At 67.1% G+C, this 15,012-nt stretch carries 11 protein-coding genes; 2 read left to right on the forward strand and 9 right to left on the reverse strand.

Features of this window, described 5'->3' with window-relative positions:
* Window positions 1-81: 81 nt before the first annotated feature.
* From flhC to AzCIB_RS15775, 3 genes are all read right to left on the reverse strand, one after another.
* Entirely contained in the window at window positions 82-684 is a 603-nt protein-coding gene (gene flhC, locus AzCIB_RS15765) for a flagellar transcriptional regulator FlhC (RefSeq protein ID WP_050416767.1), read from the reverse strand.
* A 109-nt stretch (window positions 685-793) separates the two neighbouring features.
* Window positions 794-1,108, reverse strand: a complete 315-nt coding sequence (flhD, locus tag AzCIB_RS15770) for a flagellar transcriptional regulator FlhD (RefSeq protein WP_050416768.1) — start codon at window positions 1,106-1,108, stop codon at window positions 794-796.
* Window positions 1,109-1,284: 176 nt separating this feature from the next.
* Complete coding sequence (locus AzCIB_RS15775; protein ID WP_353611519.1) at window positions 1,285-3,297, reverse strand: GGDEF domain-containing response regulator; 2,013 nt, start codon at window positions 3,295-3,297, stop codon at window positions 1,285-1,287.
* 190 nt (window positions 3,298-3,487) lie between these two features.
* Here AzCIB_RS15775 and AzCIB_RS15780 point away from each other — a divergent pair, with 190 nt between their 5' ends.
* Both AzCIB_RS15780 and guaD read left to right on the forward strand, forming a co-directional pair.
* Window positions 3,488-4,039: an NUDIX hydrolase gene (locus AzCIB_RS15780; RefSeq protein WP_050416770.1), complete on the forward strand. Its 552-nt coding sequence runs from the start codon at window positions 3,488-3,490 to the stop codon at window positions 4,037-4,039.
* Between the two features lie 10 nt (window positions 4,040-4,049).
* Complete coding sequence (gene guaD, locus AzCIB_RS15785; RefSeq protein WP_050416771.1) at window positions 4,050-5,342, forward strand: guanine deaminase; 1,293 nt, start codon at window positions 4,050-4,052, stop codon at window positions 5,340-5,342.
* Window positions 5,343-5,471: 129 nt separating this feature from the next.
* On the opposite strand, the gene AzCIB_RS15790 is transcribed toward guaD, so the two are convergent.
* From AzCIB_RS15790 to AzCIB_RS15815, 6 genes are all read right to left on the reverse strand, one after another.
* On the reverse strand, window positions 5,472-7,460 hold the full coding sequence (locus AzCIB_RS15790) for an acetoacetate--CoA ligase (RefSeq protein WP_050416772.1): 1,989 nt from the start codon (window positions 7,458-7,460) through the stop codon (window positions 5,472-5,474).
* Window positions 7,461-7,479: 19 nt separating this feature from the next.
* A complete protein-coding gene (locus AzCIB_RS15795) occupies window positions 7,480-8,154 on the reverse strand; it encodes a glutathione S-transferase family protein (RefSeq protein ID WP_050416773.1) in 675 nt (224 codons plus the stop codon).
* 17 nt (window positions 8,155-8,171) lie between these two features.
* The gene (locus AzCIB_RS15800; protein WP_050416774.1) at window positions 8,172-9,860 is read right to left on the reverse strand and encodes an AMP-binding protein; all 1,689 of its coding nucleotides are present in this window, start codon (window positions 9,858-9,860) and stop codon (window positions 8,172-8,174) included.
* A gap of 230 nt (window positions 9,861-10,090) precedes the next feature.
* On the reverse strand, window positions 10,091-12,097 hold the full coding sequence (locus AzCIB_RS15805; protein ID WP_050416775.1) for an acetyl/propionyl/methylcrotonyl-CoA carboxylase subunit alpha: 2,007 nt from the start codon (window positions 12,095-12,097) through the stop codon (window positions 10,091-10,093).
* Between the two features lie 15 nt (window positions 12,098-12,112).
* Window positions 12,113-13,720, reverse strand: coding sequence for a carboxyl transferase domain-containing protein (locus AzCIB_RS15810; protein ID WP_050416776.1), 1,608 nt, complete (start codon window positions 13,718-13,720; stop codon window positions 12,113-12,115).
* Window positions 13,720-14,892, reverse strand: a complete 1,173-nt coding sequence (locus AzCIB_RS15815; protein ID WP_050416777.1) for an isovaleryl-CoA dehydrogenase — start codon at window positions 14,890-14,892, stop codon at window positions 13,720-13,722. Before AzCIB_RS15815 ends, AzCIB_RS15810 begins: the two co-directional genes overlap by 1 nt.
* Window positions 14,893-15,012: the final 120 nt, after the last annotated feature.

Genomic DNA, 15,012 nt, shown 5'->3' on the forward strand with positions numbered 1-15,012 from the left:
ACTCGGCGTGCAAACTTGAACCCGGAAATGAAAAGGCCGCCGGCATGTGCGGCGGCCCCTGGCGCGGACGGACGCCGCAGATCAGTCGGCGGTGGCGAGCGCCTTGGTCTTGGCGACGCGCCGCGTGGCCGTGGCGCGCTTGGTGCCCGCCGCCCGCGCGGCCTCGGCGGCGCGCTTGGTCTTGCCGGCGCGCGAGGGCATGTTGCACAGGCCGCACACGAACTCGTGCGTCGGATCGTAGGCGTGCGCGACGAAATGTCCGCCGCAACTCGTGCACGAGGCCATCTGCAGCAGGTCGGCGTCGAAGAAGCGCACCAGCGTCCATGCGCGGGTGAGGCTCAGCGCCGGCTCGATCACTTCGGCCTCGATGTGGTCGAGGTACAGGTGATAGGCCTTCAGGATCGCGTCCAGCCCCTTGAGGCCGGTATGCGCCTGGAAGAAACCGAAGAAGTTCATGAACAGCGACGCATGCACGTTCGGCTGCCAGGTCATGAACCAGTCGGTGGAAAACGGCAGCATTCCCTTGGGGGGCGACATGCCGCGGATTTCCTTGTAGATCTTGAGCAGACGCTCGCGGCTGAGCTTGGTTTCGGCTTCCAGCATCTGCATGCGGGCACCGAGGCGGACCATTTCGGCCGCGCGCTGGATGTCCTCAGCCTCTTCGATGATGCTCTTGTTCTTCATCGTATTCTCCTTGCCGCCCCACCCGGGGGCGCTCCACCGCGATCCTGCAGTGGCCGGCGGCATCCTCTGCCCCTTGCGCCCTGCATCTCCCGCAGCGCCGTGTCGGCGACTATCCCGCCAACCGCTTCACCGGCTTGCCCGCGGCGAGGATCGCCGCATGCAGGCTGGAACTCGTCTCGTCGCGCCCCTTGCCCGCGAGCAGCCCGGCAAGCAGCGCATCGTCGAAGCGGAATACCAGCATCTGGCTGCTGGCCATCTTGACCAGCTTGGCGCTCGAGAGTCCCTCGACCAGATCGGCAACGTCCTTGTCGATACCCAGGCGGAACATCGCGGTTTCCCGGTCGCTGCGCAGCATCTGCTGCGCCAGCATCAGGTACGCGAGGTTCAGTTCCTTGATTTCCGCCTGAAAATCAGGACGTTTCATTTCCGCTCCCTTTCAGGGACAAGCGCCATAAAGTTAAAGTGAATTGTGAGCAATTGCAAGGAAATACGCCGAATGGCATGTTGCACATAAGCCACAGGTAATAACCACAACACAGCCAAAGCTTTGTATCGAAAGAGAAATACCGAAAGCCCGCGGCTCTCCGAGAAAGCCGAACCTCAGTCGGCGGCAGTGACGACGCCATCCGATTCGCCGGTCTTCTGGACCGTCGCGACACGGTTGCGCCCCTTCTGTTTGGCGAGATAGGCGCCCAGGTCGGCCTGTTTCATCAACGCGTCGACGTCGGGCATCCAGTGTTCGCGCATCGCGACGCCGATGCTGGCGCTGATCGCGACGCGCGCGTCGCCGGCCTGCAGCGAAAGACTGTCGAGCGCCTTGCGCAGGCGTTCGGCGCAGCTCAGGGCGTGGGCCAGATCGGTTTCCGGGCAGATCGCAAGGAACTCGTCGCCACCCGTGCGGCACACGACGTCCTGGCCGCGCAGCGCGCCGCGCAGGGCGTCGGCCGCGCTGCGCAGGACTTCGTCGCCGACGTCGTGGCCGTAGGTGTCGTTGATCTGCTTGAAGTTGTCGAGGTCGATGATCATGCACGACAGCGGGCGCCCCCAGCGCTGCGCGGCGGACCATTCCTGCTGGATGCGGTCGATGGCATAGCGGCGGTTGGGGAAGCCGGTCAGTGCGTCGGTGAGGGCGGCTTCGTGCAGGCGGCGGTTCGTGACCGCCAGCTGCGACGCGAAATGGCGGATTTCCTCGTGCTCGCGCTCGACCTCCTGCTGCAGGCGCACCACGCGCTGGCCGGCCTTGAGGCGCGCGGCGAGCACGCGTGGGCGCAAGGGCTTGGCGATGAAGTCGTCGGCCCCGGCCTCGAAGGCCGCGACGAGGTGTTCGTCGTCGCCGCTGTGCGTGAGCAGGATCATGTAGATCGCCTGGCCGATGCGCGTCTGCCGCAACGAACGGACAAGGTCCGGGCCGTCGAGTTCGGGCAGGTTCCAGTCAAGGATCATGATCTGCGGTTGCAGTTCGAGGGCGAACTCCATGCCCGCGCGTCCGTCGCCCGCCTCATGCACTTCGTAATGTGCCTGCTCCAGCACGGCGCGCAGGCCGGCGCGCGTGCGCGGTTCGTCATCGACGATCAGGGCACGCTGGGGGTGAGCGGCCGGCTCGCCCGACGCCGTGTCGGCGGGCCCGGGCGTCGCGGGCATGTGGACCGGATTTCGGTTGCGGGCCTGCGCCGCGGCGGGAGCCCTTGCGGCCGCCACGACCACCGGGCCGGCCTCGGCGAGGTTGGCGAAGTTCGGGGCGCGGGGCTGTTCGAGCTGGAGCATGCCGCCCCATTCCACCCACAGGGCGGCAATGCGCTCGCAATCCGCGACGATGCATTCGCGTTCGATGCCCAGGCGCGCGCCTTCCGCGAACAGCGTCGCGGCAAGGGCGTTCCGCGCTGCGTCGTCGGAAACGCAGATTTCGGCAACGCAGCGCGCGGCGACGAGGACCTGAAGCATCCGGCGCGCCCGCGATCCGTCGGCAAGGTGAGTTTCGTCCGGGTCGTGGGACTGCGCGACGGCATCGATGAAGATTCGCGGCAGCCCCCAGTCTTCCAGCATCGCACCGGTCAGCTCGCGGTGGTTCATCGCGAACTCGGCCTGCTCCAGCTCGAGCAGCGGTGCAGCGCCGGGCCGGCTTGCCGCCTCGAGCACGGCTGCGTATTCGGCCGGATAGAGCGTCGCGAGGGAAAGCTCGCCGACGCTGCCGAGCAGGCCGACGGCGAAGAGTTCGTCCGCCGGCGCGGCGCGGGTGCGCTCGGCGAAGACCTGGGCCGCAAGCGCGCGGGCGAGGGAGACACTCCAGAAACGGTTGTAGTCGAACGCCTGGCAGGCGCCGCGCCGGTAATGCGACAGCAGCGAGAAGCCGAGCACCATGGTCCGCACGGCGGGCAGGCCGAGGACCATGAGCGCCTCGTGCACCGAGGCGACCGGGCGGCGGCTGAAGGCGACGAGACCGTTGGCCGCCTTGATGAGCCGGCCGACGAAGGCCGGGTCGGCGCCGATCACCCGCGCGAGTTCGGCTGTCGACACGTCCTGCTGGCGCGTCAGGCGGATCACCGCGAGCGCGATTCCTTTCGGCGACGGGAGATCGCCGGAAGCGCGGATCTGTTCGAAGCGGGTCGAATCCAACGGGGGAGGCATCGGCGGCGGAAAACGGGGGCTGGATTGTCGCCGCGCTGCAGGCTCGCTGCGGACGGCGTTCGGGTCGGGCGAACTGTACCGTGCCGGGCAGTCGGCTGTCACGAAGGACGATCGGCGAAGCGTCGCGGGGATGTGTTACGGGCTAGAATTTGTCCGAACCAACTGGTCGGCGAACACAATGAAATACTGCTCAGACTGCGGCGCGAACGTCACGCTGCGCATTCCGCCCGGCGACACCTTGCCGCGCCATGTGTGCGCGAGCTGCGGGACGATCCATTACCAGAATCCGAAGATCGTCGTCGGCGCGATTCCCGAATGGGGCGAACGCATTCTGCTGTGCCGACGCGCGATCGAGCCACGCCACGGGTACTGGACGCTGCCGGCGGGGTTCATGGAGAACGCCGAAAGCACGGCCGAGGCGGCCGCACGGGAGACGCTGGAGGAGGCGTGCGCGCGCATCGAGGTGGGCGATCTGTTCACGCTGATCAGCGTGCCGCACATCAACCAGGTACATATCGTGTATCGCGCACGCCTGCTGGACCTGGATTTCGGGCCTGGCGAAGAGTCGCTGGAGGTGGCGCTGTTCGAGGAGAAGGACATCCCCTGGGACGACATCGCCTTCCGCACGATCGCGCTGTCCTTACGGCACTATTTCGAGGACCGGCGCCGCGGCAGCTTCGGCACACACAACGCGAGCATTGCGCTGCCGCCGATGGCAACGATTCCCTGAGGACGGGGCGATGCGCGCGATCCGCGGCGAGATCCTGTACTTCACCGGCGATCCTGCCGGCGGGAGTGCGGACGCGCTGCGGCATTTCGCGGACGGATTGCTGATCGTGCGCGACGGGCGGGTCGCGGAAGCCGGCCCGGCGGATACCCTGCTCGCGAAACTGCCCGCAGATATCCGGATCGATGATCGGCGCGGAAGGCTGATCGTGCCCGGATTCGTCGACACGCACATCCACTTCGCACAGACGGACATCATCGCGAGCTCGGGCGGTCATCTGCTCGAATGGCTCGAACGCCACACTTGGCCGGCCGAACGGCGCTTTGCCGATCCGGACCACGCGGCGGCAGTCGCCGGCTTCTTCTGCGACGAACTGCTGCGGAACGGGACGACGACCGCGGCGGTGTTCCCGACCGTGCATCGCGTCTCGGTCGAGGCGCTGTTCGGGGCGGCGCAGCGGCGACGCATGCGCGTGATCGCCGGCAAGGTGCTGATGGACCGCAACTGCCCGGATTTCCTGCGCGAGACGGCCGAGGACGGCGACGCCGGATCACGGGAACTGATCGCGCAATGGCATGGCCGGGATCGCCTGCTGTATGCGGTGACGCCGCGCTTCGCGGCGACCTCGACGCCGCAGCAGATGCGGCTTGCGGGGCGGCTATTCGCCGAGCATCCAGATCTCTATCTGCAATCCCATCTTGCGGAGAACCGCGCCGAGGTCGCGTGGATCCGCGAGCTGTATCCGGAGGCGCGCAGTTATCTGGACGTCTATGAGCGCTTCGGGCAGCTCGGTCCGCGCAGCGTGTTCGCGCACTGCGTGTGGCTGGACGACACCGATCGCGGACGCATGGCGGCCAACGGCGCGGCGATGAGCTTCTGCCCGACTTCGAACCTGTTCCTCGGCTCGGGCCTGTTCGACCTCGCGCAGGCCGACGCCGCGGGAGTACGCGTCGGTATCGGCACCGACGTGGGCGCGGGGACGAGCTTCTCGATGCTGCAGACGCTCGGCGACGCGTACAAGGTGCTGCAGTTGAACGGGCAGTCGCTGTCGGCCGAGCGGGCCTTCTATCTCGCGACACTCGGGGGGGCGCGCAGCCTGTATCTGGACGAGCAGATCGGCAGTTTCGCGGCGGGGCGCGAGGCGGATTTCGTCGTGCTCGATCCGGCCGCGACGCCGCTGCTGGCACGGCGCAGCGCGGCGTGCGAGACGCTTGCGGAGCGGCTGTTCGTGCTGATGATGCTGGGCGACGACCGGGCCGTCGCCGAGACGTGGGTGATGGGCGAGCGGGCGTGGCGCCGGGCGTAAGCGTTTCGTAGGGCGGATGAGCCGCGCAGCGGCGTTATCCGCCGCATGCGGGGCATCCATCGCATGGAGTGCATCCGTCGCCAGATGCATACGGCGGAAGGCGCTGCGCTTTTCCGCCCTACGACGACATCACGAAGCGAGCTCTCCACGGTCCTTGAAAAGATCGAGGGCCTCCGGATTCGCGAGCGCCTCGATGTTCTTGACCGGCCGGTGATGCACGACGTTGCGTACCGCGAGCTCCACCAGCTTTCCGCTCTTGGTGCGCGGGACGTCGGTGACCTGCACGATCTTCGCCGGCACGTGTCGCGGGGTGGCGTTGTCGCGGATGGCCTGCTTGATGCGCGCGACGAGGACGTCGTCGAGCGCGAGGCCATCGCGCAGGCGCACGAAGAGCACTACGCGCACGTCGGTCGGGTCCTGCGGCGGCCAGTCCTGGCCGATCACGATGGACTCGATGACTTCGGGCAGCTTTTCGACTTGGCGGTAGATCTCGGCGGTGCCGATGCGCACGCCGCCGGGGTTGAGCGTCGCGTCCGAGCGGCCGTGGATGACGAGGCCGCCGTGCGCGGTGATCTCGCAGAAGTCGCCGTGGCACCACACGTTGTCGAAGCGCTCGAAGTAGGCCGCGCGGTATTTCGTGCCGTCCGGGTCGTTCCAGAAGCCGATCGGCATGGACGGGAAGGGCTTGGTGCACACGAGTTCGCCCTTCTCGCCGGCGACCGGGCGGCCTTCGTCGTCCCACACCTCGACGGCCATGCCGAGACCGCGGCACTGGATTTCGCCGCGCCACACCGGCAAGGTGGGGCTGCCGAGGACGAAGCAGGAGACGATGTCGGTGCCGCCGGAGATCGACGCGAGCTGCACATCGGGCTTGATCGACTCGTAGACGAAATCGAAGCCCTGCGGCGCGAGCGGGCTACCGGTCGAGAGCACGGCGCGCAGCGCGGAGAGGTCGTAGGATTCGGCGGGGCGCAGCGCGCTCTTGCCCAGCGTCTCGATATACTTCGCGGAGGTGCCGAAATGGGTGATGCGCTCTGCTTGCGCGTAGTCCCACAGCAGCTTGCCGTCGTCCACGAAGGGGTTGCCGTCGTAGAGCATGAGCGTGGCGCCCGCGGCGAGGCCCGAGACCAGCCAGTTCCACATCATCCAGCCGCAAGTCGTGAAGTAGAACAGGCGGTCGCCTTCGCGGACGTCGGCGTGCAGCGTGTGCTCCTTGAGGTGCTGCAGCAGCGTGCCGCCCGCGCCATGGACGATGCACTTGGGCACGCCGGTGGTGCCGGACGAGTACATCACGTACAGCGGGTGGTTGAACGGCAGGCGCTCGTAGCGCGGCGCAGTCTCGGCCGCATGCGGTGCGAGAAATTCGGCGTAGGCGACGGCGTCGCGGATTCCCGCGAGATCGGGCGCTGCGTCGCCCGCGAGATAGGGAACGACGACGAAGCGCTCGACGCTGGGCAGCTGCGGCGCGAGTTCGGCGAGCTTGCCGCGGATGTCGATTGCCTTGCCGCTGTACCAGTAGCCGTCGCAGGCGATCAGCACCTTGGGCTCGGTCTGGCCGAAGCGATCGAGCACGCCCTGCACGCCGAAATCCGGCGAGGCGGACGTGAAAGTCGCGCCGAGGCTCGCCGCGGCCAGCATCGCAACTAGGGTCTCGGGCAGGTTGGGCATCCAGGCGGCGACGCGGTCGTGCGGGCGCACGCCGGCGGCGCGCAGTGCGGCGGCGAAGCGGGCGACTTCGGCGCGCAGCTCGCTACGCGTCATCGCACGCTTGACCTTGTCCTCGCCCCAGAACACCAGCGCCTGCTCGTTCGCGCTGTCGCGCAGCAGGTTCTCGGCGAAGTTCAGGCGCGCGTCGGGGAACCACGCGGCACCGGGCATGCGCTCGCCGTCGATGAGCGTGCGCGCGCCGCGCTCGCCGATCACGCCGCCGAAGTCCCAGATTTCGCGCCAGAAATCGGTCGAATGGCGCACCGACCAGTCATGCAGCGCGTCGTAGTCGGCGAGCTGCAGGCCCGAGGCGCGGCGGATGCGTTCGGTGAAGGCGGCCATGCCGGTCGCGGCGATCTGTTCGGGACGCGGAGTCCACAGGGGTCGATCGTCGAATTCCTTGTTGGTCATGTTTCGTGTGTCTCCTCGTTCAGAACGGGCCGGTCGCCTGAGCGACCGAGTGCGGCGGCACGCCCTGCGCCATCGCGGCGCGTTGCTGCGCGGCGAGCGCCCGCTGATAGGCTTCGCGTGCCTGCAGGCGCTGCCAATAGGCGAGCACCGCCGGCTTGAAGCGCTCCTTGAGTCCGATATCGTCGGCGAGCATCAGCGCGTAGCCGACCGACACGTCGGCGGCCGTGAAGCGTCCGGCGCACATGAATTCCTGCTGCGCGAGCAGCGGTTCGAGCGTGCGCAGGCGGGACAGGAACCAGCGCGCGTAGTCCTCGGCGACCTGGGGCTGACGCCGCTCGGCCGGCTCGAAGCGGGCGTAGCGCAAGATCAGCGTCTGCGGGAAGGTGAGCGTTGCCTCGCCGAAGTGCAGCCAGTTCAGGTAGGCGCCGAAGTCGGGCTCGTTGGTTTCGACATTCAGCGCGCCCGGCGAGTGTCGCGCGGCGAGGTAGTGGCAGATTGCCGCCGACTCGGTCATGCGCGTGGCGCCGTCGAAGAACGCCGGGATGGTGCCGAGCGCGTTGAGCTCGAGGTAGGGCTGCGCCTCGAGCCGCGGCGGGAATGGCAGCATCTTGAGCTCGTACGGCAGGCCGAGTTCCTCGAGCATCCACAGCGGCCGGAACGAGCGCGCGCTGACGCAGTGGTACAGCGTGATCATGAGCCCCTCCCCGCCGCTCAAGCGGTCCTGGCTTCGGCCAGACCCAGTTCGCGCTTCATCTGCTCGCGGATCTGGAATTTCTGGATCTTGCCGGTGACGGTCATCGGGAAGGTCTCCACGAACTTGATGTAGCGCGGCACCTTGTAGTGCGCGATCTGGCCCTGGCAGAAGTCGCGCACATCGGCTTCGGTGAGCGTCTGGCCTTCGCGCACGATGACCCACGCGCACAGCTCCTCGCCATATTTCTGGTCGGGCACGCCGACGACCTGCACGTCGAGGATCTTGGGATGACGGTAGAGGAATTCCTCGATCTCGCGCGGGTACAGGTTCTCGCCGCCGCGGATGACCATGTCCTTGATGCGACCGACGATGTTGCAGAAGCCTTCGTCGTCGATCGTCGCGAGGTCGCCTGTGTGCATCCAGCCGCCGGCGTCGATCGCTTCGCGGGTCTTGGCCTCGTCTTCCCAATAGCCGAGCATCACCGAGTAGCCGCGCGTGCACAGCTCGCCCGGCGTTCCGCGCGGGACGATGCGGCCTTCGTTGTCGACGATCTTCACTTCGAGATGGGGCTGGACGCGGCCGACGGTCGACACGCGGCGATCGAGCGGATCGTCGGTGCCGCTTTGGAAGCTCACTGGCGAGGTCTCGGTCATGCCGTAGGCGATGGTCACTTCGCGCATGTTCATCTTGTCGATGACGCGCTTCATGACCTCGATCGGGCACGGGCTGCCGGCCATGATGCCGGTCCTGAGGCGCGAGAGGTCGAAGTCGTTGAAGCGCGGGTGGTCGAGCATCGCGATGAACATCGTCGGCACGCCGTAGCTCGCGGTGCAGCGTTCTTCGGCGAGGGTTTCGAGGGTTGCCAGCGGGTCGAAGGCTTCGGCCGGATAGACCATCGTCGCGCCGTGCGTGAGGCAGCCGAGGTTGCCCATGACCATGCCGAAGCAGTGATACAGCGGCACCGGGATGCACAGGCGGTCGCCTTCGACGAGGCGGATCGCTTCGCCGACGAAGAAGCCGTTGTTGAGGATGTTGTGGTGCGACAGCGTCGCGCCCTTGGGCTGACCGGTGGTGCCGGACGTGAACTGGATGTTGATCGCGTCGTCAAACTGCAGTTCGTCACCGAGGGCTTCGAGCGCGTCGAGTTCGTCGCCGGTGGGCGCATGCAGCAGGTCGTCGAAGCTCAGCATCCCGTGGGTCCTGTCGGCGCCCATGCGGATGACGATGTCGAGCGTCGGCAGCTTCGCGGCCTGCAGCTTGCCGGCTTCGGACTGCGCGAGCTCGGGTGCGAGGTCGGCGATCATCTCGAGGTAGTTGCTGCTCTTGAACGCGGGCGACATCACCAGCGCGCGGCAACCGACCTTGTTGAGCGCGTATTCGAGTTCGGCGCGGCGGTAGGCGGGGTTGATGTTGACGAGCACGAGGCCGGCCTTGGCGGTCGCGAACTGGGTCAACGCCCATTCGACGTTGTTCTGCGACCAGATGCCGATGCGCTCGCCGCGCTTGAGGCCCAGGCGCATCAGGCTGCAGGCAAGGGCGTCGACGCGCTGCTTAAGTGCGGCGTAGGTGAGGCGCACGTTCTGGTGGCGCACGACGAGGGCTTCGCGCGCGGCGTGGCGGGTGCAGGCTTCGTCGAAGAAGTGGCCGATGGTCTGGCCGATAAGACGCTTTTCGGAGGCGCCGTGGACGTAGCTCAACTGGGTCATGTGTCTCTCTCCACTCTCTTATTTGAATTCGTGGCGCGGCGACGGGATTTCATCCCGCCCTACGATGGCGGCACGGTCGCTCCCTCCCCTTCAAGGGGAGGGTTGGGGTGGGGATGGGTTAATCAGGCGCCGCAGAAACCCATCCCCCTCCTAACCTCCCCCCTTGAAGGGGGAGGAACAAGGTGCCCGAACGGACCTCGTATAAATGATCGCCGGATTGATACTGCCGATCAGCCCTTCGCCGGCTCGAACTCGACGAGTTCCGCGCCGTCGCCGACCTGGTCGCCGACCGCGAAGCAGAAGGCCTTGAGGGTGCCGGCGGCGGGCGCCGTGATGGTGTGCTCCATCTTCATCGCCTCGAGGATCAGCAGCGGCGCGCCCTTCTCGATCTTGCTGCCGACTTCGGCGAGCAGCGCGATGACCTTGCCGGGCATCGGCGCGAGCAGCCCGCCTTCGGCGCCGCCCCCCTCGCCCGCGTGGTGCAGCGGGTCGACATTGGCGAGCTGCCAGGTACGGCCGTCGAGGAAGACGTGGCGCTTCTCGCCCGCGACGATCACGGTGGCGCCCAGGCGCCGGCCGTCGAACTCGACGCGCAGGCCGCCGCGGTCGTCGAGCTTGCCGCGCGCCTGGGTCGCATGACCATCGACGGCCAGCGTGTAGCGGTCACGTCCGCAGTAGGCGACGGTCACGGCCTTCTGCGTCTCGCCGAAGCGGAAGAGCAGTTCGCGGCTGGCCGTGGCATTGAGCCGCCAGCCATCGCGCGCATGCCACGGCGAACCGGGGTCGTTGCCGCGCTCGGCTTCGTCCTCGGCCCACGCCGCCTCGCGCAGCAGTTCGCCGAGTGCGACGACAAGATAGACTTCGGCCGGCGGCTGCTCGCCCTCGGGGAAGAGGTAGGTCTTTTCACGCTCGATCAAGCCTGTATCGAGGTCGGCATTGGCGAAGGCCGGGCAGTTGGTCAGGCGCGACAGGAACTCGATGTTGTTGGCGACGCCGACGACGCGGTAGTCGGCGAGCGCCTGCAGCATGCGCGCGAGCGCCTGGTCGCGGTTCTCGTCCCACACGATCAGCTTGGCGATCATCGGGTCGTAGAAGGGGCTGATCTCGTCGCCCTCCTCGACACCGGTATCGACGCGCACGTGCAGGCCTTCGGCCGGCGGCGCGAGGTGCACGAGCTTGCCGGTCGAGGGCAGGAAGCCCTTGGCCGGATCTTCGGCGTAGATGCGCGCTTCGAGCGCGTGACCGCGGATCTGCAGCTGCTCCTGCGCGAGCGGCAGCGGTTCGCCCGAAGCGACGCGCAATTGCCATTCGACGAGGTCGAGGCCGGTGATCATCTCCGTGACCGGGTGCTCGACCTGAAGACGGGTGTTCATCTCCATGAAGTAGAACGAGCCGTCCTGGTTGGCGATGAACTCGACGGTGCCGGCGCCGACATAGCCGACCGCCTTTGCGGCTTCGACCGCGGCCTTGCCCATCGCCGCGCGGCGCTCCGGCGTCATGCCGGGCGCGGGCGCTTCTTCCAGCACCTTCTGGTGACGGCGCTGCACCGAGCAGTCGCGCTCGAAGAGGTACACGCAGTTGCCGTGCGTATCGCCGAAGACCTGGATCTCGATGTGGCGCGGGCGGGTGATGTACTTCTCGACCAGCACGTGCTCGTTGCCGAACGACGATGCGGCTTCGCGCTTGCACGAGGCGAGCGCGGCGATGAAGTCCTCGGACTTTTCGACGAGGCGCATGCCCTTGCCGCCGCCACCGGCCGCGGCCTTGATCAGCACCGGATAGCCGATCTGGTCGGCCTGCTCGTGCAGATAGGCCGGCTCCTGGTTGTCGCCGTGATAGCCGGGTGTGAGCGGCACGCGCGCCGCTTCCATCAGCTTCTTCGCCTCAGACTTCGAGCCCATCGCGCGGATCGCCGACACCGGCGGTCCGATGAAGACGATGCCTGCGCGCTCGCAGGCGTCGCAGAAGTCCTCGTTCTCGGACAGGAAGCCGTAGCCGGGGTGGATCGCCTGCGCGCCGGTCTGCTTGGCGGCGGCGATGATGCGGTCGATGACGAGGTAGCTTTCCTTGACGGCCGCGGGGCCGATCAGCACGGCCTCGTCGGCGAGGCGTACGTGGCGGGCATTCGCGTCGGCCTCGGAATACACCGCGACGGTCTTGATGCCCATGCGGCGCGCGGTCTTGATGACCCGACACGCGATCTCGCCTCTATTGGCGATCAGGATCTTTTCGAACATTGTTGTCTCCTCCCCTTACATCCGGAACAGGCCGAACTTCGTCTGCGGGATCGGCGCGTTGAGCGTCGCCGACAGCGACAGGCCGAGCACGCGGCGGCTCTGCGCCGGGTCGATCACGCCGTCGTCCCACATGCGCGCGGTCGCGTAGTAGGGGTGGCCCTGCACTTCATACTGTTCGCGGATCGGCGCCTTGAACGCCTCCTCGTCTTCCTTGCTCCAGGTACCGCCCTTGGCTTCGATGCCGTCCCGACGCACCGTCGAGAGCACGCTCGCGGCCTGCTCGCCGCCCATCACGGAGACGCGTGCGTTCGGCCACATCCACAGGAAGCGCGGGCTGTAGGCACGGCCGCACATGCCATAGTTGCCGGCACCGAAGGAGCCACCGATGATCATCGTGAGCTTGGGCACCTGGGCGGTCGCGACCGCCGTCACCATCTTCGCGCCGTCCTTCGCGATGCCGCCGTTCTCGTACTTGCGGCCGACCATGAAGCCGGTGATGTTCTGCACGAAGAGCAGCGGGATGCCGCGCTGCGCGCACAGTTCGACGAAGTGCGCGCCCTTCTGCGCCGATTCCCCGAACAGGATGCCGTTGTTCGCCACGATGCCGACCGGGTAGCCGTAGAGCTGCGCGAAACCGGTCACGAGCGTCGTGCCGTAGCGCGGCTTGAATTCGTCGAAGCGCGAACCGTCGACGACGCGGGCGATGACTTCGCGCACGTCGTAGGGCTTGCGCGGGTCGGCGGGGATGATGCCGTAGAGCTCTTCGGGGTCGTAGATGGGCTCTTCGCCGGCGCCGACCTTCAGCGACACGGGCTTCTGGCGATTGAGGTTCGACACGATGCGGCGCGCGATGTAGAGCGCGTGGGCGTCGTTCTCGGCGAGGTGGTCGGCGACGCCCGAGATGCGCGTATGCACGTCGCCGCCGCCGAGGTCCTCGGCGCTGACGACTTCGCCGGTCGCGGCCTTCACCAGCGGAGGCCCACCGAGGAAGATCGTGCCCTGGTTCTTGACGATCACCGCCTCGTCGCTCATCGCCGGCACGTAGGCACCGCCCGCCGTGCACGAGCCCATCACGACCGCGATCTGCGGGATGCCCTGCGCGCTCATGTTGGCCTGGTTGAAGAAGATGCGGCCGAAGTGATCGCGATCGGGGAAGACTTCATCTTGCGTCGGCAGGTTCGCGCCGCCGGAGTCGACCAGATATACGCACGGCAGGTTGTTCATCTGCGCGATTTCCTGCGCGCGCAGGTGCTTCTTCACCGTCATCGGGAAGTAGCTGCCGCCCTTCACCGTCGCGTCGTTGGCGACGATCATGCACTCGACGCCCTTCACACGGCCGATGCCGGCGATCACGCCCGCCGAGGGGGCATCGCCGTCATACATGCCGTACGCCGCCATCTGGCCGACTTCGAGGAAGGGTGTGCCGGGATCGAGCAGGTGATTGACGCGATCACGCGGCAGCAGCTTGCCGCGCGCGGTGTGCTTGGCGCGCGCCGACTCGCCGCCGCCGAGGGCGACTTCCGCAGCCTTGTCGCGCAGGTCGCCGACGAGCTTGCGCATCGCCTCGGCGTTGCCGGCGAAGTCCGGGCTGCGCGTGTTGATCGAAGATTTGATGACGCTCATCACAGCGTCTCCGCGAAGAGTTCGCGACCGATCAGCATGCGGCGGATCTCGCTCGTGCCGGCACCGATCTCGTACAGCTTCGCGTCGCGCCACAGGCGGCCGACCGCATATTCGTTGGTGTAGCCGACGCCGCCCAGGGTCTGGATCGACTCCCCGGCCATCCAGGTCGCCTTCTCGGCCGAATACAGGATCGCGCCGGCGGCGTCCTTGCGCAGCGTGCGGGCGTGATCCGCGCGGTCGCACGCCTGGCCGACTGCATAGACATAGGCGCGGGTGGCGCTCCACACCGAGTACATGTCGGCGATCTTGCCCTGCATCAGCTGGAACTCGCCGATCGCCTGGCCGAACTGCTTGCGCTCGTGCAGGTAGGGCACGACCACGTCCATGCACGCCGCCATGATCCCCAGCGGGCCGCCGCACAGCACCGTGCGCTCGTAGTCGAGGCCGCTCATCAGCACCTTCACGCCGTTGCCGACGCCACCGAGCACGTTCTCTTCCGGCACTTCGACGTCGTCGAAGAACAGCGGGAAGGTGTTCGAACCGCGCATGCCCAGCTTGTCGAGGTGGGTGCCGTGGCTGAAGCCCTTCATGCCCTTCTCGACGATGAAGGCGGTGATGCCCTTCGGGCCGGCGTTGGTGTCGGTCTTCGCGTAGACGACCAGCGTGTCGGCATCGCCGCCGTTGGTGATCCACATCTTGGCGCCGTTGAGCACGTAGCGGTCGCCCTTCTTGTCGGCACGCAGCTTCATCGACACGACGTCGGAACCGGCATTCGGCTCGCTCATTGCCAGCGCGCCGACGTGGTCGCCCGAGATCAGCTTGGGCAGGTACTTGTCCTTCTGCGCGGCGTTGCCGTTGCGGCGGATCTGGTTCACGCACAGGTTCGAGTGCGCGCCGTACGACAGCCCCACCGAGGCCGACGCGCGGGAAATCTCTTCCATCGCGATGATGTGCGCGAGGTAACCCATGCCGGTACCGCCGTATTCCTCCTCGACGGTCATCCCGAGCAGGCCCATGTCGCCGAACTTTTTCCACAGGTCGGCGGGGAATTCGTTCTCGCGGTCGATCGCGGCAGCGCGCGGGGCGATCTCGGCCTCGGCGAACTGGCGCACCGCGTCGCGCAGCGCATCGATGGTTTCACCGTGGTGGAAGGTCAGGCTGGGAACGTTCATCCGGGTCTCCTCGTTTCTTCGGTCGTGTTCATATTCGGGGCGTCGACAGATGCAGCTTAGACGTGCATCGGCAAAACGTCGTGGCCGCGTAAGAGTAGGCCTGGAAGAGACGCATCGGGC

Source organism: Azoarcus sp. CIB, assembly GCF_001190925.1.
GTDB lineage: Bacteria > Pseudomonadota > Gammaproteobacteria > Burkholderiales > Rhodocyclaceae > Aromatoleum.

Excerpts from the sequence above, each read along its gene's own strand:
- guaD (WP_050416771.1), top strand. The coding sequence starts at position 4,050 with ATGCGCGCGATCCGCGGCGAGATCCTGTACTTCACCGGCGATCCTGCC.
- flhD (WP_050416768.1), bottom strand. The coding sequence starts at position 1,108 with ATGAAACGTCCTGATTTTCAGGCGGAAATCAAGGAACTGAACCTCGCG.
- AzCIB_RS15815 (WP_050416777.1), bottom strand. The coding sequence starts at position 14,892 with ATGAACGTTCCCAGCCTGACCTTCCACCACGGTGAAACCATCGATGCG.
- AzCIB_RS15805 (WP_050416775.1), bottom strand. The coding sequence starts at position 12,097 with ATGTTCGAAAAGATCCTGATCGCCAATAGAGGCGAGATCGCGTGTCGG.
- AzCIB_RS15800 (WP_050416774.1), bottom strand. The coding sequence starts at position 9,860 with ATGACCCAGTTGAGCTACGTCCACGGCGCCTCCGAAAAGCGTCTTATC.
- AzCIB_RS15795 (WP_050416773.1), bottom strand. The coding sequence starts at position 8,154 with ATGATCACGCTGTACCACTGCGTCAGCGCGCGCTCGTTCCGGCCGCTG.
- AzCIB_RS15790 (WP_050416772.1), bottom strand. The coding sequence starts at position 7,460 with ATGACCAACAAGGAATTCGACGATCGACCCCTGTGGACTCCGCGTCCC.
- AzCIB_RS15810 (WP_050416776.1), bottom strand. The coding sequence starts at position 13,720 with ATGAGCGTCATCAAATCTTCGATCAACACGCGCAGCCCGGACTTCGCC.
- AzCIB_RS15780 (WP_050416770.1), top strand. The coding sequence starts at position 3,488 with ATGAAATACTGCTCAGACTGCGGCGCGAACGTCACGCTGCGCATTCCG.
- flhC (WP_050416767.1), bottom strand. The coding sequence starts at position 684 with ATGAAGAACAAGAGCATCATCGAAGAGGCTGAGGACATCCAGCGCGCG.